General features: G+C 69.6%; 17 protein-coding genes. 13 read left to right on the top strand and 4 right to left on the bottom strand.

Annotated features, from left to right (window positions below; all coding sequences use genetic code 11):
* The first annotated feature begins 2 nt into the window (after nt 1–2).
* From NS2_RS06585 to NS2_RS06565, 5 genes are all read left to right on the top strand, one after another.
* Nucleotides 3–653 carry a histidine phosphatase family protein gene (locus tag NS2_RS06585; RefSeq protein WP_033086487.1) on the top strand — a complete coding sequence of 217 codons (651 nt, stop codon included), beginning with the start codon at nt 3–5 and terminating at the stop codon, nt 651–653.
* Nucleotides 643–1,452 (top strand): diglucosylglycerate octanoyltransferase, encoded by an 810-nt coding sequence (gene octT, locus NS2_RS06580; protein WP_081985716.1) that lies wholly within the window; start codon nt 643–645, stop codon nt 1,450–1,452. Before NS2_RS06585 ends, octT begins: the two co-directional genes overlap by 11 nt.
* Entirely contained in the window at nt 1,449–2,291 is an 843-nt protein-coding gene (locus NS2_RS06575) for a DegV family protein (RefSeq protein WP_033086442.1), read from the top strand. Before octT ends, NS2_RS06575 begins: the two co-directional genes overlap by 4 nt.
* 169 nt (nt 2,292–2,460) lie before the next feature.
* Nucleotides 2,461–3,480 carry a ComEA family DNA-binding protein gene (locus tag NS2_RS06570; protein WP_052086093.1) on the top strand — a complete coding sequence of 340 codons (1,020 nt, stop codon included), beginning with the start codon at nt 2,461–2,463 and terminating at the stop codon, nt 3,478–3,480.
* A gap of 73 nt (nt 3,481–3,553) precedes the next feature.
* The gene (locus tag NS2_RS06565; protein WP_045436607.1) at nt 3,554–5,107 is read left to right on the top strand and encodes a ComEC/Rec2 family competence protein; all 1,554 of its coding nucleotides are present in this window, start codon (nt 3,554–3,556) and stop codon (nt 5,105–5,107) included.
* Here NS2_RS06565 and NS2_RS06560 read toward each other — a convergent pair.
* Nucleotides 5,088–6,245, bottom strand: coding sequence for a serine hydrolase domain-containing protein (locus NS2_RS06560; protein WP_045436591.1), 1,158 nt, complete (start codon nt 6,243–6,245; stop codon nt 5,088–5,090). The genes NS2_RS06565 and NS2_RS06560 overlap by 20 nt on opposite strands.
* 126 nt (nt 6,246–6,371) lie before the next feature.
* Between NS2_RS06560 and holA the strand changes: the two genes are divergently transcribed.
* Nucleotides 6,372–7,346 carry a DNA polymerase III subunit delta gene (gene holA / locus NS2_RS06555; protein ID WP_033086443.1) on the top strand — a complete coding sequence of 325 codons (975 nt, stop codon included), beginning with the start codon at nt 6,372–6,374 and terminating at the stop codon, nt 7,344–7,346.
* Nucleotides 7,347–7,361: 15 nt separating this feature from the next.
* Here holA and NS2_RS06550 read toward each other — a convergent pair whose 3' ends face one another.
* Nucleotides 7,362–8,114 carry an LGFP repeat-containing protein gene (locus NS2_RS06550; protein ID WP_228102671.1) on the bottom strand — a complete coding sequence of 251 codons (753 nt, stop codon included), beginning with the start codon at nt 8,112–8,114 and terminating at the stop codon, nt 7,362–7,364.
* 306 nt (nt 8,115–8,420) lie between these two features.
* Entirely contained in the window at nt 8,421–8,684 is a 264-nt protein-coding gene (gene rpsT, locus NS2_RS06545) for a 30S ribosomal protein S20 (RefSeq protein ID WP_033086444.1), read from the bottom strand.
* A gap of 294 nt (nt 8,685–8,978) precedes the next feature.
* Between rpsT and NS2_RS06540 the strand changes: the two genes are divergently transcribed.
* From NS2_RS06540 to NS2_RS06525, 4 genes are all read left to right on the top strand, one after another.
* Nucleotides 8,979–10,559, top strand: a complete 1,581-nt coding sequence (locus tag NS2_RS06540) for a circularly permuted type 2 ATP-grasp protein (protein WP_033086445.1) — start codon at nt 8,979–8,981, stop codon at nt 10,557–10,559.
* A 64-nt stretch (nt 10,560–10,623) separates the two neighbouring features.
* Complete coding sequence (locus tag NS2_RS06535; protein WP_033086446.1) at nt 10,624–11,598, top strand: alpha-E domain-containing protein; 975 nt, start codon at nt 10,624–10,626, stop codon at nt 11,596–11,598.
* Between the two features lie 70 nt (nt 11,599–11,668).
* Nucleotides 11,669–12,511 carry a transglutaminase family protein gene (locus NS2_RS06530; protein WP_081985717.1) on the top strand — a complete coding sequence of 281 codons (843 nt, stop codon included), beginning with the start codon at nt 11,669–11,671 and terminating at the stop codon, nt 12,509–12,511.
* A gap of 41 nt (nt 12,512–12,552) precedes the next feature.
* A complete protein-coding gene (locus NS2_RS06525; protein ID WP_036546671.1) occupies nt 12,553–13,332 on the top strand; it encodes an aquaporin in 780 nt (259 codons plus the stop codon).
* Here NS2_RS06525 and NS2_RS06520 read toward each other — a convergent pair.
* On the bottom strand, nt 13,329–13,910 hold the full coding sequence (locus tag NS2_RS06520; RefSeq protein WP_033086448.1) for a type II toxin-antitoxin system PemK/MazF family toxin: 582 nt from the start codon (nt 13,908–13,910) through the stop codon (nt 13,329–13,331). The two genes, NS2_RS06525 and NS2_RS06520, sit on opposite strands and share 4 nt — an antisense overlap.
* 156 nt (nt 13,911–14,066) lie before the next feature.
* Here NS2_RS06520 and lepA point away from each other — a divergent pair, with 156 nt between their 5' ends.
* The 3 genes from lepA (at nt 14,067) to NS2_RS06505 (ending at nt 20,349) form a co-directional block, all read left to right on the top strand.
* Nucleotides 14,067–15,914 carry a translation elongation factor 4 gene (lepA, locus tag NS2_RS06515; protein WP_033086449.1) on the top strand — a complete coding sequence of 616 codons (1,848 nt, stop codon included), beginning with the start codon at nt 14,067–14,069 and terminating at the stop codon, nt 15,912–15,914.
* 443 nt (nt 15,915–16,357) lie between these two features.
* Complete coding sequence (locus NS2_RS06510; RefSeq protein WP_071812057.1) at nt 16,358–18,544, top strand: hypothetical protein; 2,187 nt, start codon at nt 16,358–16,360, stop codon at nt 18,542–18,544.
* Nucleotides 18,541–20,349 (top strand): P-loop NTPase family protein, encoded by a 1,809-nt coding sequence (locus NS2_RS06505; protein WP_052086094.1) that lies wholly within the window; start codon nt 18,541–18,543, stop codon nt 20,347–20,349. The genes NS2_RS06510 and NS2_RS06505 overlap by 4 nt, the downstream gene beginning before the upstream one ends.
* Nucleotides 20,350–20,360 lie beyond the last annotated feature (11 nt).

The raw sequence follows: 20,360 nt of genomic DNA, 5'->3' as shown, positions 1-20,360 counted from the left end.
AGATGGCCGGCGTCCGCCGGTTGATTCTGCTGCGGCACGGGCAGACCGAATGGAATGCCAGCGACCGCATGCAGGGCCAGATCGACACCGAACTCAGCGACGTCGGCAGACGTCAGGCCAAGGACTGCGCACCCGACATGGCGTCCAGTGACCTGCTCGCCATCGTCTCCTCCGATCTCAAGCGCGCCCACGACACCGCGCTCGCCGTCGCCGAATGCGCGGCCATGTCGGTCGTCACCGATTCCCGGCTGCGGGAGACCAACCTCGGCCGGTGGGAGGGCATGGACCACCGCGAGGTGGACGCGATCTACCCGGGCGCGCGCAAGGCGTGGCGGCTGGACCCCACCTTCACCCCGCCCGGCGGCGAATCCAAGCTTCAGGTCGGCGCGCGGGCGCTGCCGGTGGTGCGGGAACTGCTCGTCGCGCGCGAGGACTGGCCCGGCCGTACCATCGTGCTGGTTGCGCACGGCGGGCTGATCGCGGCGCTGACCGCGGCCCTGCTCGAGCTGCCCGAGACGAACTGGCCGGCCCTGGGCGGGCTGGCCAATACCAGCTGGGTACAGCTGACCAGCCACGGTCCGAGCATCGATGAGCCCGGCTGGCGGCTCGATGTTTGGAACGCGCTCGCGAAGGTAGCCCCCGATGTCCTCTGAGGATCCGAACCGCCGAACGGCATCGGATGCGGTACCGGACGCCCCCGCGGCGGCCGAGCGCAAGGTGCTCGTGGTGGTCGCGGACTCGCTGTCCTACTTCGGGCCCAAGGGCGGGCTGCCCGCCGACCACCCCGGCATCTGGCCCAATCTCGTTGCCGCCGAGCTGGACTGGGAGGTCGAGCTGGTGGCGCGCATCGGCTGGACCTGCCGCGACGCCTACTGGGCGCTGATCGGCGACCCGCGCATCTGGGCGGCGGTGCCGCGCGCGGGCGCGGTGGTGTTCGCGACCGGCGGCATGGACTCGCTGCCCTCCCCGCTGCCGACCGCGCTGCGCGAGCTGATCCGTTATGTACGACCGTCTTCCGTGCGCCGCCGGGTGCGCGAGGCCTACAACTGGCTGCAGCCCAAGCTTTCTCCGCTGGGGCGGCCGGTGGCGCTGCCGCCCGCGGTGAGCGTGGACTACCTCGAGCAGTCGCGGAACTCGCTGGCGCAGTTGCGGCCCGAGCTGCCGTTCGTGGCGGTGCTGCCGTCGGTGCATCAGTGCGAGGCCTACGCCAAGGTGCACACCGGACGCAAGCCCATGGTCGAGGCCGTGACCACCTGGGCCGCCCGGCACGCGGTGCCGCTGGTGGATCTCGGGGAGGCCGTGCGCGACAACGTGTTCAACGGTCCCGCCAATCCCGACGGCATCCACTGGGGCTGGGAGGGCCACAGCGCGGTCGCGCGGGCCATGGTGAAGGTGCTGACCGAGGCGACCGCCGACCGGACCTCGAAGCCCGAGAAGGCTCACACTGCATGACCGTGGTGGTGGTGACCGATTCGTCGGCCAGTCTGCCGGCCGAGCTGGCAACCAATCTCGGTGTGCTGGCCGTGCCGCTGCACGTGCTGGTCGACGACCGGGAAATCCGGGAGGGCGTCGACGAGTGCGATATCGACTACGGCTCTTCGCGAGTCACCACCTCCGCCGCGTCGCCGGGCGACCTGCGGGCGGTGTACGAGCGGGCGCTCGAGCTCAGTGACGGCGACGGCGTTGTCGCCGTCCATATTTCGCGCCAGCTCTCGGGCACCTGGGAGGCCGGGCGGCAGGCCGTGCGCGATATGGACGCCGCCGATCGGATCCGGCTGGTGGATTCGCTCAGCGCCGGGCTGGGCACCGGCCTGCCGGTACTGGCCGCCGCGCGGCGCGCCAGATCGGGCGCGGAGCTGGACGTCGTGTACGACTCCGCCGTCGCGGCCGCCAGCCGGGGTCGCGCGTTCATCGTGGTCAACCGCACCGAGCAGCTGCGGCGCGGCGGCCGATTGAGCACGGCGGCAGCGTTCTTCGGCTCCGAGCTGGTCACCAAGCCGATCCTGCAGATCGTGGACGGGCGGCTGGAGCTGCGTGAGAAGGCCCGCACCCGATCCAAGGCCTTCACCAAGCTCGTTGCGGCGGCGGTGGACGCGGCCGGTGAGGACGGGGCGGCGGTGGCCGTCCAGCACCTGGGAGCAGAGGAGGCGGCCGACACCCTCGCCGGTCAGCTGCGCGATCTCATCCCCGGTATCCGCGAGCTCATCATCGGCGAGTTCGGGCCCACCCTGGGCGTGCACTTGGGCGTGGGAGCCGTTGGCGCACTGGTGGTTCCCGGCGGCTGCGGCTGACGCGGACACGGTGGCCGCCCGGCCTTCGGTAACGGCGGCCCACCTTCCTGTCCAGGCCGACAGCCAGCGGAAACGAGTTTGTTCACAACCCGTTCCGCTATCCACAGGTCCAGGAAAAGCCCAGGTCGCCTGACCGGGCGGGAATCTCGTCGCTCCTAGCGTGAGCGACATGACGCAACTCGACGAACGCACCCCGCTGCACCGCCTGACCGGGACCCACCCCGGCCGCTGGGATGAGGAGTCCCTCGACCACCCCACCGACTCGAACCGGCCTCCCGGCGAGCCAGGCCATCCAGTAACCCCAACCCCCGCCTGGCTGTCCGAGCCCTGCGGCAGCGTCTCCCTCTGGCATGAACGCCTGGTTCCCGAACGTTTCCGCGGTACCGGCTGGGACCCGGGCCCACGCGGCGTCCTCGTCATAGCCGCCCTCGGCTTGTTCGCCATCCTCCTCGCCGCCTACGTCTCCCTGCGGGAAACCCCTGTCTCCCAACCCGTCCCGCCGCTCGCCGCCCTGACCGAGACCGTCCCCGCGGAGCCGGGCGCACCTCCGGTCGAGGGTGCCGTCGTCCCCAGCGGCGCGGCCACACCCGTGCCCGGGCCGGTGTCTGTACCCGTGCCCGCCACTCCCACACCCGCTGCCGCCGTGCCCGCGGGGCGAAGCCCGCTCGCCCCCAACGCAACCGCCGCGCCGCAGGGCGCTGCCATCCCCGGCGAGCTCGTCGTGAGCGTCGTGGGCCTCGTGGAACACGGTGGCCTGCGCCGCTTCCCACTCGGCGCCCGCGTGGCCGATGCCCTGCGTTCCGCCTCGCCTCGCCCCGAAGCCGACATCTCCACCCTCAACCTCGCCCAGCCCCTCGTCGACGGCGACCAGATAATCGTCGCTCGCGCCAACCCTCGCCCCACGGCCCAGCAGTCCGGCACCACCGTCGTGAATTCGTCTCACCCCGCATCGAATTCGCCCGCCGCCCCGGGCCCGGCCCGCACCACGGGTCCGCCCGCCAAGGTGAACCTCAATACCGCCACCGAATCCGATCTGGACACCCTCCCCGGCGTCGGCCCGGTCACCGCGAAGGCCATCCTCGCCTGGCGCACCCGCCACGGGCGCTTCACCTCCATCGACCAGCTCGCCGAAATCCAGGGCATCGGCCACTCCCGCCTGAACCGCCTCCGGGAAAGGGTGACGATATGACCACCGCGAAAAGCGCCGTGGCACAACGGGGACAGCGGGGCCCTCGCTCCAGCGCTCCGGGGCGGTGGTGACGATGAGCATCGAACGGGAGCACGGCGGCGGCACGCGGGAGCCCGAGACGCTCGAGGTGCCGGAGGTGCTGGATGCGCGGCTGGTACCCGCGGCCGTGTGCTGTTGGGGCGCAACGGTCGCGGCGCTGATCGCGGGCCGGTGGGCCGGAGCCGGGGTCGCGGCCGGCTGCCTGATCGCGGCGATGGGCGTGCTGGCGTGGGCCGTTCGGTGGGCGCGCGACGGGCGGGGGAGCGGGGTGGCCTGGGTGGTGCTGGGGGCCTTGCTGATCGGGGGCGGGTTCGGGGTGGCGGGCGCGTGGCACGCGCATCGGGTGCAGACGCACCCGCTGGGGGCGGTGCGGGCCGGGCAGCGGGTGGTGGCGGTGGTGGAGCTGGCCGACGATCCGAAGCGGGTGTCCGGCAGGGGATTCGGCGGGCCACAGGTCATGGTGCGTGCCGGGCTGGTCGAATATCGGTTGGGCGGCAGGGTCGTTCGTTCCGGTGGGGCCGTGACGGTGCTGGCACCGGCGGCGGGGTGGCGCGGGCGGATGCCCGGGCAGCGGGTGGAATTCCGTGCGCGCGTGGGGCGTCCGTGGCGGTCGGACCTGACCGTGGCGGTACTGCGGGCCGAGGCGGCCCCGCTCGCGGCGGGAGATCCGCCGTGGTGGCAGCGGGCGGCGGGGCGGGTACGGGGCGAGTTCGCGGGCTCCGCACACCGGGCGCTGTCCGAGGATGCCGCAGGACTGTTGCCGGGCTTGGTCATCGGCGATACCTCCGCACTCACCGAGCACGTTCAAGAGAACTTCCGCGAAACCGATCTGTCGCACCTCACGGCTGTCAGTGGCGCCAACGTGACGATCCTGCTGGGGGCCGTGCTGGTTTCGATGCGTGCCCTCACCGTCGATCCCAGGATCGGCGCGGTCGCGGCGGGTGCGGCGCTGGTCATGTTCGTGATCCTGGCCCGCCCGTCCCCGAGCGTGCTGCGCGCGGCCGTCATGGGCGCCGTCGCCCTGCTGGCCCTGTGTACCGGACGGCGCAAGCAGGCCCTGCCCGCGCTGTGCGCGGCGGTCATCGGGCTGCTGGCGTGGTCGCCGGGTCTCGCCGTGGATGCGGGTTTCGCGCTGTCGGTGCTGGCCACCGCCGGGTTGATCGTGCTCGCGCCCGGCTGGTCGGATTGGCTTCGGGCACACGGCTGGTGGCGGATCCCCGCCGATTCCCTGGCCGTGGCCGCGGCGGCGTTCGTGGTCACCACACCGCTCGTCATCGCCGTGACCGGTCACCTCAGCCTGGTGGCCATCGCGGTGAACATGCTGGTGGAGCCGGTCATCGCGCCCATCACCATCCTCGGCGCGATCGGCGCGCTGCTCGCCTGCCTCTGGTCGCCGATCGCCACCGCGGTCATGCACTGCACCGCCCCGCCGCTGTGGTGGCTGCTCACCGTCTCCGACCGCGCTGCCGCCCTGGGCGCTTCGATCTCACTGCCCACCGGTCTGCGGTCGGGTCTGGTGGCGGCCGTCCTGTGCGGCCTGGTCTTGCTAGCGCTGCATCCGCGCCGGGTCAGGCCACCGAGCAGATGATGTCGGTCAGCGCCGTGGGGTAGTGATCGTTGGTCTGTTCGGTATTGACGCTGACCGCGAATCCGGTTCCGGTGGGTGTGGCGAAGGCGAGGGTGCTGAAGCCGGGTATGCCGCCGGCATGCCCCCAGACCTCCTTCTCCTGCTGCCCGCAGGGCACCCGGAGCCGCAGCAGGCCCAGTCCGTAGGCCATAGCGGTGTCGTCGGACATGGGGATCGTCTGCCTCATCTGTTCGAGTTGCGGTGCGGGAAGGAGTTTTCCGGTCATCAACGCGGTGAAGAAGCGGTTGAGGTCGGCGCCGGTGGAAACGATCGCGCCCGCCGCGCCCGCCCACGCCGTCTCGGTATCGGTGATATCGGCCCACCTGTCGCCGACCTTCTTGTACCCCTCAGGATGCGGGTCGCGCAGCGCGGTTTCGCCGGGGCGCGGGAAGTAGGTGTCGTGCATCGCGAGGGGTTCGAGGATGCGGGTGCTGATCGCGGTGGCGAGGGGCCCGCCGGTGAGGTGCTGGATCATCAGGTCGAGCAGCACGTAATTGGTGTTGGTGTAACGGAATTGCGCTCCCGGCTCGAATTGCGGAGGCATGGTCAGCGCGATGCGCACCAGGTCGGCGGGTCCGAGATCGCGGTAGGCCTTGCCGTCAGAGGTTTGATCGAGTTGCTGCGGCAGCTTCTGCGTGGGGTCCTCCGGTGCGAAGTCCGCCAGCCCGCTGGTGTGCTGCAGCAACTGGTGCACGGTGATCCGATTGCCGTCATTGCCACCGCTCTCGACCACCCCCGGCAGGTATCGCCCGATCGGGGCCTCGAGATCGACCTTGCCCTCGGCGGCGAGTGGCAGCACCACCGAGGCGACGAAGGTCTTGGTGACGCTGCCGATCCGGAAGTGCGCGCCGTCGGCGTAGGGCGCGCCGGTGGCGAGGTCACCGGACCCGGCCGTGGCCGTGCGCACGCCGTCCGGTCCGCTGATGACGGCCTGTGCGCCCGGCATGCCCGAGCGGACCAGATCGTCCAGCGCATCGGTCACCTCGGTGGGAACCGCCGGGGCCGAATGGGACTCGGCGGTTCCCGAACCGCACCCGGCGATGACGGGCAGGGTCAGGGCGAGACAGGCCGCGATGATCGGCACGGTTGAACGTCGCATCGCCCGAGCCTAGGAACCCGACCGGTTCTCCCACATCCAGGACAACCCGGACCCGGCACCCATCCTTTCGGTATTCGAACGCGAGCGGGTGCGGGGGCTGTCGGGGTGGACTCGTAGGATCGGGGCGTGAACCAGCGACCCGCCCCCCTGCATCTCGTGCTCGGTGAAGAGGAACTGCTGATCGAGCGCGCGGTGGCGGGCATTACCGCCCAGGCCCGGGCCACCACCCCGGATCCGGACGCGCTCCCGGTGGACCGGCTGCGGGCGGGCGATGCGAGCACCGCGGAACTGGCCGAGTTGCTGAGCCCTTCGCTGTTCGCGGAGGACCGCGTGATCGTGCTGGAGTCCGCCGCCGAGGCCGGGAAGGACGCGGTCGCGGTCATCCAGGACGCCGCGTCCTCGCCGCCCGAGGGCGTCGTGCTGGTGGTGCTGCACTCCGGTGGCGGCCGGGCCAAGGCGCTCGCGCCCGCCCTGCAGAAGCTGGGCGCGGTGGTGCACCCCGCCGCCAAGCTGACCAAGGCGGGGGAGCGGGTCGAGTTCGTGCGCAACGAATTCCGCACCGCCAATGTCAAGGTGTCCGCCGACGTGGTGCAGGCGCTGATCGAGGCCGTCGGCTCGGACCTGCGCGAACTCGCCGCCGCCAGTTCGCAGTTGGCGGCCGACACCGGCGGGAAGGTCGATATCGCCGCGGTGCACCGGTACTACTCGGGCAAGGCCGAGGTGACCGGGTTCGAGGTGGCCGATCTGGCGGTGTCGGGGGATCGGCCCGCCGCCATGGAGGCGCTGCGCTGGGCCATCGATCGCGGGGTGCCCGCGGTGCTGCTGGCCGACGCGCTGGCCGATTCGGTGCACACCATCGCCCGCGTCGGATCGGCCGGGCGCGGCGACCCGTTCAAGATGGCCGGTGATCTGGGAATGCCGCCGTGGAAGGTGAAGAAGGCCCAGGGCCAGGCCCGCGGCTGGAACGGGGCTTCGATCGGCGCGGCGCTACAGGTGGTGGCGGCCCTCAACGGCGACGTCAAGGGCCAGGCCGCGGACGTGAATTACGCGCTGGAGCACGCACTCTCGCGCATTCTGGACCTGCGCGAGAGCGCCTCGTAGCGAAACCGCCCGGAACTACTCCGAGGGCTTCCAGACGATCTTGCCGCCCTGGAAGTCCTGGGCCTTGCCGCCCTGGTAGTCGTACTCGTCGCCGGTCGGGTAGCCGTAGCGGCCGTTCTGCCCGCCATTGCGCACCCAGTCGTCGCGGATCGCGCCCCACACGATGTGGGTGCCGGTCTTCTGCGTCGAATAGATGGCCCCGCCCTCGAACAGCTGCTCGTGGGTGGTGGTGCTGCCGGTCTTGTTCTCATCGGCGATGGGGAAGCCCAGCGGGCTGGACTCCCACCCGGCCCCGGCGTACTTGTCGCGGATCACGCCGCTGATCACGTGCGTGCCCGAACCCACCGACCAGTAGATCGACCCGCCCTGGAAGTGCTGGAACTGACCGGGCTTGGCGGTCGCGCCCGCATCGGTGACCGGGTACTTCAGCGACCCCGACTCCGACCCGGTGCCGCGCCACTTGTCGCGGATCGCGCCGCCGATGGCGTGCGCGTCGGTGGCCGGGGTCCAATAGATCGAGAGGTTGTTGGCGAAGTCCTGCTTCTTGCCGCCCCCGGCCGCGTCGGTCTCGGGAGTGGTCGGATCGCCGAAGAACTCCGGCCCGCCCGCCGCGTCATACTCCACCTCGATCGCCCCGCCGACCTCGAAGGGTCCGATGGGCCGCGCCGCGGCGACACCGATTCCGGTGGTCAGCGCGACCGCGGCGACGCTGAGCGTCAGCGCCCCCCGAGTCCAGAACGAACGATTGTCACGACGCAGCGATGCCAAGAGAACTCCCAGTAGACGTTTTCGATTGCCCCCGACGGTTCGCAGCCATCCTGCTTCGTATGGCCCGAGTCGGCAAGTGTGTCAGTCGTACCGGACGTGACAACTGATTTCGTAACGGTCGGGGTAACTCGTCGGGTACGCCCGACATTGTTTCGGCTGGCGACCGCCGGCCCGCATGCGCGACGGTCAGCGGATCCCGAGCCGTGCGCTGAAGTCGCGGGGAGGCGGGTATGCCAAAAACCGCCGTGGTCGTCGTGGCCACGGCGGCTGTGAAAAGCATGATGCCGGTAGAGGTTACCGGGTGGATCAGCCGAGCTTGTTGAAAGCCAGCGACAGGGCCGACTTCTTGTTGGCGGCCTGGTTGGCGTGGATGACGCCCTTCGAGGCGGCCTTGTCCAGGCTCTTGCTCGCGGACTGCATCAGCTCGAGCGCCTTGTCCTTCTCGCCCGCCGCGGCGGCCTCGCGGAACTTGCGGATCGAGGTGCGCAGCGCGGACTTCACCGACTGGTTACGCTGACGCGCAAGCTCGTTGGTGCGGATCCGCTTCATCTGGGACTTGATGTTGGCCACGCCGGTTTCCTCGTGTTCCTTCGTTTGGTGTGTATGCGGGATGCAAAGTCTTCGGGCGCGCACTACGAGAGGGGCAGTTGCAGCACCGACCGTCGAGGTTACCAGGCAACGCGCCGAGGTATGAAATCGGGCCTATCCGCTACGTGGCTGAAACCAGAAATTTATCCCGGTCCAACTGCGTGTTGCCCCTGCGTGATGGACCATTTTCCCATGACCCCCGCCGCCTCCGCACCGGGTCTTCCGAGGACCGACAGATCTGCCGCGCTTGCCCCCGTCGCGCCCACTCCCGCCGGTATGCCGCCCGAGAAACCGGATAAATCGGGTGTCTTCGCTGGTTATCAACCCGGTCGGTATGACCGGGCCTACGACGAAATGTTCGATTCGGCGGGCCGCCCGCGCGCTCCCTACCGGGGGATTTTCAATGCGCTGGCCACCATCGACGCCGAGGATCTGGCCGCCCGCGCCGAGGCCCTGGACCGCGCCTTCGTGGATCAGGGCATCACCTTCTCCCTCTCCGGGCAGGAGCGCCCCTTTCCCCTGGACCTGGTGCCCCGGGTGATCGCCGCCACCGAATGGACCAAACTCGAGCGCGGCATCAAACAGCGGGTGCGCGCGCTCGAGGCCTTCCTCGCCGACGTCTACGGCGAACAGACCATCCTGCGCGACCGCGTGATTCCCAAGCGCCTCGTCACCTCCTGCGACCACTTCCACCGCGAGGCCACCGGCCTGGTGCCGCCCAACGGGGTGCGCATCCACGTGGCCGGGATCGACCTGGTCCGCGACGAGCACGGGGATTTCCGTGTGCTGGAAGACAATCTGCGCTCCCCCTCGGGGGTGTCCTACGTCATGGAGAACCGCCGCACCATGGCCCGGGTGTTCCCGGACCTGTTCGCCTCCCACCGGGTGCGCGCGGTCGGCGACTATCCGACCCATCTGCTGCGTGCCCTGCGCGCGGCCGCCGCGCCCAACGAGGCAGACCCGACCGTGGTCGTGCTCACCCCCGGCGTCCACAACTCCGCCTACTTCGAGCATTCGCTGCTGGCCCGGCAGATGGGCGTGGAACTGGTCGAGGGCCGGGACCTGTTCTGCCGCGACAATGTCGTCTACATGCGCACCACCGCCGGGGAGCGGCAGGTGGACGTCATCTACCGGCGCATCGACGACACCTTCCTCGATCCCATGCAGTTCCGGCCCGATTCCATGCTCGGGGTGGCCGGGATCCTGAACGCGGCCCGCGCGGGCTCGGTGGTACTGGCCAACGCGGTCGGCAACGGGGTCGGCGACGACAAGCTCATCTACACCTATGTGCCCGCCTTCATCGAGTACTACCTGGGCGAGAAGCCGGTGCTGCCCAATGTGGACTCCTACCGCTGCTGGGAGCCCGAGGAACGCGACGAGGTGCTGGACCGGATCGCGGAACTGGTGATCAAACCGGTCGAGGGCTCCGGCGGGTACGGCATTGTCATCGGCCCCGCCGCCGGTGCCCGGGAACTCGAGGCCACCCGCCGCAAGGTGCGGGCCAATCCGCGCGGCTGGATCGCCCAGCCGGTGGTGCAATTGTCGACCGTGCCGAGCAAGATAGACGGCAGGCTCGCGCCCCGGCACGTGGATCTGCGGCCCTTCGCCGTCAATGACGGTGACGACATCTGGGTACTGCCGGGCGGTTTGACCCGCGTCGCGCTGCCCGCCAACTCGCTGGTGGTGAATTCCAGTCAGGGCGGCGGCAGCAAGGACACCTGGGTGCTGGCCCCGAGAACCTCGGTGGCGCAACGGGAATTGGCAGGCTCCGAGCTGGTCGCCGAGATGCACATCGCCCCGGAGCGCGATCAGTCGCGCGAACCCTCGCCCGCGCGGATCAATCAGCAACAACAGTAGTAATTCCGGAAACATCAGCAGCAATGGCGCTCGGCAGGTGGTTACAGCGTTAGGTGGTCGGATCATGTTGGCGCGCAATGCCGAATCCCTGTTCTGGATCGGTCGTTACGTGGAGCGGGCCGAATATACGGCGCGCATCCTCGACGTCGCGGTTCATCAGTTGCTCGAGGACGCCACCGTCGATCCGGACAGAACCTCGCGAGTTCTGTTACGCGTGCTGGGTATCGACCCGCCCGAGCAGGACCAGGAATTGGATGTGTGGTCGGTGACCGAGCTGGTCGCCTTCGGCCACGACGGCGGGTCCATCGTCGATTCCATTGCCCGGGCCCGCGAGAATGCCCGGGGTGCAAGGGAAGTCACCTCGACCGAAATGTGGGAGTGCCTCAATGCCACCTACAACGGGCTGGCCGCGGCCGAGCGTGCGGCGCGGGCGCTGGGGCCGCACGAATTCTGTCACTACATCACCGACCGCGCCGCCATGTTCGCCGGACTTTCCGATTCCACCCTCAGCCGCGACGACGGCTATCGATTCCTGCTGCTCGGCAGATCCATCGAACGCGTGGATATGACCGTGCGCCTGTTGCATTCACGCGCCGGTGACCGGACCTCTTCTCCGGCCTGGGTGACGGTCTTGCGGTCGGCCGGCGCCCACGATCCGTATCTGCGCACCCATCGCGGCGTGCTGGATGCCAATCAGATCGCCGAATTCATCCTGCTGGACCGGCTTTTCCCGCGCTCGGTCTTCCATTCGCTGCGGGTGGCCGAGACCTGCCTGCAGGAATTGGATCAACGCCCCAACAGCAGATTCGCCGCCCGGCACGAGGCGCACCGCCTGCTCGGGCGGGCGCGCAGCGAACTGGAGTTCATCCCGCCCACGGTGCTGCTCGAGGATCTGCCCAGTCGGCTGCTGTGGCTGCAGCAGACCTGCCGCGAGGTCGGGGAAGCGGTGGCGCTGCAGTACTTTCACGCCGAATCCTGGGTGGCCTGGACGGGACTGCACGGTCGCAACTCCATCGGTGCCGAGGAGGTCTCAGCATGAGCGGTCAAGCGCGGAGGCGGCAGCGAAGCGTAACCATGGAGCGCTCCGCTCATGCTGGAAAGGACGCAGCATGAGCTGGCGCATGCGGGTGGTGCACACCACCGGATATGTCTACGACGCGCCGGTGGCCCGGTCGTTCAACGAGGCCCGGCTCACGCCGCGCGCCGACAGCAGGCAGAACGTGATCCTCAATCGGGTCGACACCGTGCCCTCCACCCGGTCCTTCCGCTACGTCGACTACTGGGGCACCGTGGTCACGGCCTTCGATCTGCACGCGCCGCACACCGAATTGGAGGTGACCAGCGCCTCGGTGGTGGAGACCGAACCCTTCGCCGGGCCCGCCGAGGAGCTGTCCTGGGAGGAGTTGCGCGACGACGCCGTCGGCGACCGCTTCGACGAATTGCTCGAGCCCACCGCGTATGTCCCGCGCGAGCGCCGCCTGGCCACGATCTCGCGCCAGCTGGCCCGGGGCGTGCCGCCCGCCAAAGCGGTTGTCCGCGCGGCCGAATGGGTCAACCGGGAGATGACCTACCTGCCCGGCACCACCTCGGTGCACACCTCCGCGGTGCAGGCCTTCGCCGAACGGCAAGGCGTGTGCCAGGATTTCGCGCACCTGACCCTGCTGCTGTTGCGCGGCATGGGGATTCCCGGCCGCTACGTCTCCGGCTACCTGCACCCCGATCCCGCCGCCGAGGTCGGAGACACCGTCGCGGGGCAGATGCACGCCTGGGTGGAGGCTTGGACCGGCCAGTGGTGGGGCTATGACCCGACCAACAACATCCCCGTCACCGAGCAACACGTATCCGTCGGTGTGGGGCGTGATTACGCGGATGTGCCCCCTTTGAAAGGTATCTTCAGCGGGAGCGGCTCGACCGATCTCGAGGTGGTGGTGGAGATAACCCGCCTAGCCTGACTTGTTCCGAAGCGGTACCCATGCGAAGCGGAAGGTAGCCGATGTCCCCTACAGCTCAGGAAGTCGCCGAGGATCTCACCGATCTACAACCTCCCACCCTGGGGCGCAAGGTATTCGCCGAGGCACTGGGCACTTTCGTGCTGGTGCTGGGCGGTGTCGGCACCGCCGTGCTGGCGGGCGGACGGGTGGGTGCGCTCGGCGTGGCCCTGGCCTTCGGCCTCACCCTGCTGTTCCTGGTCTACTCGATCGGTCCGATCTCGGGCTGCCATGTCAATCCCGCGGTGACCGTGGGCCAACTGCTGCTCGGACGCGTGAATATCGTGGTGGCCGTGGCCTACTGGATCGCCCAGGTCATCGGCGGTCTCGCGGCGGGCGCGGTGATCTACGCCATAGCCAAGAACCTGCCCTCCTACGATCGCGCCAAAGACGGTCTGGGAGCGAACGGTTGGGGCGCGCACAGTCCCTCCAAGCTGACCCTGGGTGAGATCACCATCAACGGTTACGGCCTGGCCGCCGCCATCACCGTCGAGGTTCTGCTCACCGCGCTGCTGGTGTTCGTGGTGCTCGCCTCCACCGACCAGCTCTCCGACATCCCGCTGGCCGGTCTGTCGATCGGCTTCACACTCACCGTGATCCATCTGATCTCGATCCCGGTCGACAACACCTCGGTGAACCCGGCCCGCAGTCTCGCGGTCGCGTTCTACCAGGACGGCGCGCCCGCGCAGCTGTGGGTGTTCATCGTCTTCCCGCTGGTCGGCGGCGTGCTCGGGTCGCTGGTCTACGGCATGATCTACGGCCGCTCCCGCAATATGGTCAGCTAGTACCAGTGGTATTCGGCGCACAGCCGGTGCGCCACCAGGTCGAAGGTCTTGCGGGGCACGATCGCGCCCTCCCGGCGGATGCCCATCTCGGGAACATCGAGGACGCGATCCAAACGCACCCAGCTGTCGCGCCCGGCGCTGTCCCACGCGCCGGAGCCGATGCCCACCCAGTTGAGATGCTGCGCGTGTTCGGCATTCGAGGACAGCATGAGCCCGAGCAGCGTCTTGCCCTCGCGGCCGACCACCAGGACCGGGCGGTCCTTGCCGTTGTCAGGGTCCTCCTCGTAGGGCACCCAGGTCCACACGATCTCGCCCGGATCGGCGCGGCCGTCCAATTGCGGGCTGTAGACGATCTGGCGGGCGCGTTCCCCGGAGGGGACTCCGGCCGAAGAGGTCGGCCGCACCGAGACTCCCGGACCCTGCCGCGGGGTGCCCATCGCGCGCAGCGCGCGGTCCCACATCGACGACTGCCGCACCTTGCCCACCAACTTCGGGGCCTGCTGATTCACGAGCTGAGCCCCCTGCTCCTTAGCCACAATCCCCAACTGCTTCCCCAGAGCGCTCCACCTGCCGGCCATGCCCGGCAGCCTAACGGCGTACAAGCGGTTTCTCATCCGCACCGGATTCGCCTGCGGCGATTGGCCGTTCGAATGCGAGGAATGCCGAGGCGAGGACATTCCGTCCAGCACCGTAGACTTGCACGTTGACATGCCGCTGTTTCGCCATGCCGAGGAGTGACTCCGATTAGCAGCTTCGCCGACAAGACGTTCACCGATCCCAGCCGGATCAGGAACTTCTGCATCATCGCGCACATCGACCACGGGAAATCGACCCTGGCCGACCGCATGCTGCAACTCACCGGTGTGGTGGAGGAGCGCGCCATGCGCGCCCAATACCTGGACCGCATGGATATCGAGCGTGAACGCGGCATCACCATCAAGGCCCAGAACGTGCGGCTGCCGTGGAAGGTCAACGGTGAGGAGTTCGTCCTGCACCTGATCGACACCCCCGGCCACGTCGACTTCACCTACGAGGTGTCGCGCGCGCTCGAGGCCTGCGAGGGCGCGATCCTGCTGGTCGACGCCGCCCAGGGCATCGAAGCGCAGACGCTGGCCAACCTGTACCTGGCTATGGACAAGGACCTGACCATCATTCCGGTCCTGAACAAGATCGACCTCCCGGCTGCCGACCCGGACCGCTACGCCGCCGAGCTCGCCCACATCGTGGGCTGCGAGCCCGAGGACGTGCTGCGCGTGTCCGGCAAGACCGGCGTCGGCGTGGCCGAGCTGCTCGACGAGGCGGTCCGCGTGGTGCCGCCGCCGGTCGGCGAGGCCGATGCCCCGGCCCGCGCCATGATCTTCGACTCGGTCTACGACACCTACCGTGGCGTCGTCACCTACGTGCGTGTGGTGGAAGGCAAGCTCGTCCCGCGCCAGAAGATCAAGATGATGTCCACCGGCGCGACCCACGAACTGCTCGAAATCGGCATCGTGTCACCCGAACCCAAGCCCACCCAGGGCCTCGGCGTCGGCGAGGTCGGCTACCTGATCACCGGTGTGAAGGACGTCCGTCAGTCCAAGGTCGGTGACACCATCACCTCGCAGCGCGACGGCGCGACCGAGGCGCTGACCGGCTACCGTGAACCGCGGCCGATGGTCTACTCCGGCCTGTACCCGGTCGACGGGTCGGACTACCCGAACCTGCGTGACGCGCTGGACAAGCTGCAGCTCAACGATGCCGCGCTGACCTACGTTCCGGAAACCTCGGTGGCCCTGGGCTTCGGCTTCCGCTGCGGCTTCCTGGGCCTGCTGCACATGGAGATCACCCGCGAGCGGCTGGAACGCGAGTTCGGCCTCGACCTGATCTCCACCGCGCCCAACGTGATCTACCGCGTGGTCATGGAGGACGGCACCGAGCACGTCGTCACCAACCCGTCGTACTGGCCCGAGGGCAAGGTGCGCGAGATCTACGAGCCCATCACCCGATGCACCGTGATCGCGCCGAGCGAGTTCATCGGCACCATCATGGAGCTGTGCCAGTCCCGCCGGGGCGAGCTGCTGGGCATGGACTACCTGTCGGAGACCCGCGTCGAGATGCGGTACACGCTGCCCATGGCGGAGATCATCTTCGACTTCTTCGACTCGCTGAAGTCGCGCACCCGCGGCTACGCCTCGCTCGATTACGAGGAGGCGGGCGAGCAGCAGTCGGCGCTGGTCAAGGTGGACATCCTCTTGCAGGGCGAGGCGGTCGACGCCTTCTCGGCCATCGTGCACAAGGATGCCGCCCAGGCCTACGGCCACAAGATGACGACCAAGCTGCGCGAGCTGATCCCGCGCCAGCAGTTCGAGGTGCCGATCCAGGCCGCCATCGGCTCGAAGGTCATTGCGCGCGAGAACATCCGGGCGATCCGCAAGGACGTGCTGGCCAAGTGCTACGGCGGTGATATCAGCCGCAAGCGCAAGCTGCTCGAGAAGCAGAAGGAAGGCAAGAAGCGCATGAAGACGATCGGCCGCGTCGAGGTGCCGCAGGAGGCCTTCGTGGCCGCGCTCTCGACCGACTCCGCCACGGAAAAGAAGAAGTAGGACAGGCTCCGGACCTCGTGCCCCGCTTCCTATCGGGAGCGGGGCACAGTGCTGGATGGGGTGGGTGGTGGCCACCGCCGAGGGACCTCGTGCCAGGTGGGGTGATGGCCGCCGCTGTGCTGATGCGGGGGCGGGGCCGTCCACCGGCTCGCCTTCCTCTTGCCCTGTGTCCCGCTTCCGAAGGAAGCGGGACACGAGAGGTATGAGAGCTGTTAGTGTTTGGGACCTCGCAGGGTGCCGGTCGGGCAACGGGTTCGGTATGCAGGCGGAAAATGGGGCTTCCGTACTGATAGGCAGGGTGACAAGCTATGCGGCGCACCTGTGTGAACACCGCCCCCTACCTGGTGGATGTGACAGACCGGTTATCCGGAAATAGGGTGTGAAACGAGTTCGGTCCGGCGATTCGCGCGACGGATTGCCGGAGCCCTGAGAGCGGAGCCTGTATGACACGTGATCTGCCCCTCGACGATGCTGCCGGCGCCGATGACAACGGCGGGGACGCCGCGTATCACATTGCCAACGGTGTAGCGCGCGTGGCCAGGGCAGGCGCGTATGTCACCGGCGGCGCGCTGATCGCCGCGGGCGGCAGCCGCGGCGGCACCCCGGCCATCACCCACGACTCCAAGCAGGTGGGCTGGTCGCAGGTCAACGACCCGCAGCCCGAGGCTCCCAGCCCGACCAAGGCCTTCCCCGATCTGACGCCGGACTCGATGCCGCCGCAGCATCACGCGCCTGTGGCGCTGGTGAACACGCCGTTCCACCGTCTCGACGGTTTCGACCACGGCCTCGAGCGCGGCACCGACGCGGGCCTGTTCCCGACCTCGTTCGATTCGGTCCCGCAGAACCCCGCGGCCCTGTCCGGCTTCCAGGGCCTCGGCCTGCCGGATTCGGATCCCGGCGTCGGTGGTCCGCCCGGCTACGGCCAGCACCCGGCCTGGATGCCCGAGCAGCTCGGGCAGTCCGAGACCGTGACGGCCCAGCCGCACCTGCCCGCCGCCGAGCTGCCCGAGCCCAACTTCCTGCAGCACCTGCCCGGCTTCGGACTGCCCGGGACCGGCGGCATGCATGTGCCCGGCATGACGAACGGCTCGTTCGTGCCCGGCGCCGACGTGGGGCACCAGCCGGGTGCCTTCGACGGCATCGGCGGCATCGGACACACCGATGGACAGGGTGTCGGCGCGTTCGTCGGCACCAACTGGACCGTGGACGCGCACATCGGGCTGGACGGCATCTGGTTCCGCTCGGATCTCAAGGTCGATGTCGGCCTGGGCGATGTGGGGCATCAGCTCGATGCCTTCAATCAGCAGGTGAGCAACAGCCTTTCGCACGGCGGCCCGGCGTACGCGAACCAGCCCAATGCCGGTGCGAACGGTGTGCCGGGGGCCTCCGCCAACCCGGGCCAGTCGGCGAACACGCCGGGATCGGCCACGCCCGCCGCCGCGAATTCCCTTCCGGCGCACGGTGCCTCGGACGCTCCCGCGGGCGCGACACCCACTTCCGCTGTGCCCGGTTCGAATTCGCCGACCGGTACGCCTTTGACCTCGTCCACCGCTCCTGCTTCGACCGCGCCGGTCGGCGGGCTCGGCGCGCCGAGCCCGGTTGCCGCGCAACCGGCCGCGCCCGTGCTCGGCACGCCCGCGCCGTCGGCTCCGGCCGCGCCGGTGACGTTCACCCCGGCCCCCGCGCCCGCCCCGGTCGCCGCGCCCGTGGTGCCCGCACCCACCGCGCCGGTCGTGGTCGCGCCGGTGCCCGTCGCCCAGCCGGTGGCGGTGACACCGTTGCAGACCACCATTCAGCCCGACGCCGCCAATCAGCCGATCGCGAACCTGCTTTCGACGCACGGCGGCCCGTCCCCGCTGACCGCGCCCGCCGCCGTGGCCGCGCCCGCGCTGTACGACCACGGCAAGCAGCCGGTGCCGGCCGGTGGTGAGCCGTCCGCGCCGGGTCATCCGGCCACGCTGGTCGACAAGCCGGTGACGGCCGCGCCGGCCCCCGCGCCGCACCTGAGCGCCCCGGCCACCATCGAGCCCGCGCCGGTGCTCACCACCGTGCCCCCGGTCCCGACCATCAAGGTGCCGAACCCGGACACCGAGATCACCAAGCCGGGTACCGCGGTGACCACGCCCGTCACCCCGCCGGCGAATCCCGGCGGCAAGGACGACATCACCACCAAGCCGCACACGCCGGCCGATGAGCCCGGCGGCCACGGCAGCACCCCGACCGTGCCGACCGACGACGCGGTGCCGACCCATGTGCCGACCGCGCCCACGACCCAGCCGCAGGTGTCGGTCGCGCCCGCCCCGACGGTGGCTCCGGAGCCGGTCCACACCCCGCAGCCGACCGTCTCGGTCGCGCCCGCCCCGACCGTCGCCCCGGTCCCGACCGTGCAGGCCCCCATCACCACGCCCGCGCACATCGAGCCGGTGCCGGTGAAACCCATTGCGGATCACTACGATTCGGGTGCGCTGCCGATCGCCGACGACTCCGGGCTGCACCCGATGTCGGTGCACGACGGCGGTCTGCTGGTGCACGATGCCGGTCTGTTCTCCGGCCTGACGCCCGATGCCTCGTTCGTCGATGCCCACCACACCCCGGCACCGGATCCGGGCAATCACATGCTGCTGCTGTGAGCGTCGCCGGACATCAGGTCGCGGTGAAGAATCCCGATGCGCTGGGTCCGCTGGTCGAGCTGCTCGATCGGCTGCTCGAACTGACCCATGCCTCCGGCCGGTTGGATCTGTCCGGCCGCCTGGGTATCGCCCGGGCGCGCCTGACCGATCCGCGGGTGCGGCTGGTCGTGGTCGGCGAGTCCAAGTCCGGCATGAGCACGCTGGTCAACAGCCTGGTCGGGGCCGCGGTGAGCGCCACCGAGGGCCGGCCCAGCGTGCCGGTGATCGCCGAGTACGGGCCGCAGCCCAGTGCCACGCTGGTGACCCCGGGCCCGGGCGGCAATGCCCGGCGCACGCCGGTGGATCCGCGGGCGGCACTGGCCGAGCTGGCCTCCGGTGAGGTGATCCGCGCCGAATTCACCCAGCCCAGCCCGCTTTTGGCGGAGGGCTTCGTGGTGCTGGACTCGCCGGGCTCGCCCGCCGACACCCCGGCCGCCTGGTCGCTCATCGCCGCCGCGGACGCGGTGCTCTACGTCGCGGACGCGGGCGCGCCGTTCACCCCGGCCCAGATCGAGCAGCTGCAGCGCATCCAGCAGGTGTGCCCGACCGTCGTCTGCGTGCTCAACAAGATCGACCAGTATCCGCACTGGCCGCAGGTGCAGCAGCACGATCGGCAGCTGCTCGACGACGCCGGGCTGGCCTTCGCGGTCGCGCCCGCCTCGGCCCGGCTGCACGCCAAGGCCGGTTCCGATCATCAGCTGGACCTGGAATCCGGTGTGCCGCAACTGCTCGACCACCTGCGCTCGTACGTGCTGGGCCGCGCCGACGCGGTGGCCGTGCGGGCCGCCGTGCGCGACGTCGCGCTCATCACCGACCATCTGGCGCTGGCACTGCGCAGCGAGGCCGAGACGCTGCGGGATCCGCGCCGACTCACCGTCATCACCGAGCAGCTGCGCCGCACCCGCGAGGAGGCCGAGCAGCTGCGTCAGCGCACCGCCAACTGGCAGGTGACCCTGGCCGACGGCGCGGGCGAGCTGATGGCCGACACCGAGCACGACCTGCGGCACCGGCTGCGCAGCCTGATCCGCGACGCCGAGGCCGACATCACCAAGGGCGATCCGGTCAAGGGCTGGGCCGATTTCGGCGCGGACCTGGACGCCAAGATCTGCGAGGCGGTGGAGGAGAACTTCGTCATCGCCCACTACCGCTCGGTGGAGCTGGCCGAGCAGGTGGCGGCGAAGTTCCCCGACAGCGGCATCCCCACCCCGGATCTCAAGCTCGACAATCCCGGCGATGTCGGCGAGGTGCTGGAACCGGTGGCGGCGCTGGACAATCTGGACAGCGCCAAACTCGGTATCACGCAACAGGTCCTGACCGCGCTGCGCGGCTCCTACGGCGGCCTGCTCATGGTCGGCCTGGTCACCAGCCTGCTGCACATGTCGCTGGTGAACCAGTACTCGGTCGGCGCGGCGGTGCTGCTGGGCGGCAACGCGCTGTGGGACGACCGCAAGGCCCGCCGCGCGCGCCGCCAGGCCGAGGCCAAGCTGGCGGTGGCCCGGCTGATGGACGATGTGATCTTCCAGGTCAGCAAGGAGTCCCGCTACCGGCTGCGGTCGGTGCAGCGCAGCCTGCGCGATCACTTCACCGAGATCGCCACGGCCACACTGCGTTCGGTGGACGCCTCGCTGCGCGCCGCGGAGGAGGCGGCCACCGTGAGCTCGGGCGCGGGCCGCGAGGCCCGGCTCACCGAGATCGAGCGCTCGCTGGTGCGGTTGCGCGAGATCCGCGAGCACGCCGACAGCATGGGTGAGAATCCCTCGTACTGACGAGAACCCCT

The organism is Nocardia seriolae NBRC 15557, from assembly GCF_007990715.1.
Classification (GTDB): Bacteria; Actinomycetota; Actinomycetes; order Mycobacteriales; family Mycobacteriaceae; genus Nocardia; species Nocardia seriolae.
This window is presented reverse-complemented; position numbering and strand designations above follow the sequence as displayed.

Bases quoted from the DNA above. Each gene is read 5' to 3' on its own strand.
- NS2_RS06585 (WP_033086487.1), top strand. From the start codon at position 3: ATGGCCGGCGTCCGCCGGTTGATTCTGCTGCGGCACGGGCAGACCGAA.
- octT (WP_081985716.1), top strand. From the start codon at position 643: ATGTCCTCTGAGGATCCGAACCGCCGAACGGCATCGGATGCGGTACCG.
- NS2_RS06575 (WP_033086442.1), top strand. From the start codon at position 1,449: ATGACCGTGGTGGTGGTGACCGATTCGTCGGCCAGTCTGCCGGCCGAG.
- NS2_RS06570 (WP_052086093.1), top strand. From the start codon at position 2,461: ATGACGCAACTCGACGAACGCACCCCGCTGCACCGCCTGACCGGGACC.
- NS2_RS06565 (WP_045436607.1), top strand. From the start codon at position 3,554: ATGAGCATCGAACGGGAGCACGGCGGCGGCACGCGGGAGCCCGAGACG.
- NS2_RS06560 (WP_045436591.1), bottom strand. From the start codon at position 6,245: ATGCGACGTTCAACCGTGCCGATCATCGCGGCCTGTCTCGCCCTGACC.
- NS2_RS06540 (WP_033086445.1), top strand. From the start codon at position 8,979: ATGCCGCCCGAGAAACCGGATAAATCGGGTGTCTTCGCTGGTTATCAA.
- NS2_RS06535 (WP_033086446.1), top strand. From the start codon at position 10,624: ATGTTGGCGCGCAATGCCGAATCCCTGTTCTGGATCGGTCGTTACGTG.
- NS2_RS06530 (WP_081985717.1), top strand. From the start codon at position 11,669: ATGAGCTGGCGCATGCGGGTGGTGCACACCACCGGATATGTCTACGAC.
- NS2_RS06525 (WP_036546671.1), top strand. From the start codon at position 12,553: ATGTCCCCTACAGCTCAGGAAGTCGCCGAGGATCTCACCGATCTACAA.
- NS2_RS06520 (WP_033086448.1), bottom strand. From the start codon at position 13,910: ATGGCCGGCAGGTGGAGCGCTCTGGGGAAGCAGTTGGGGATTGTGGCT.
- NS2_RS06510 (WP_071812057.1), top strand. From the start codon at position 16,358: ATGACACGTGATCTGCCCCTCGACGATGCTGCCGGCGCCGATGACAAC.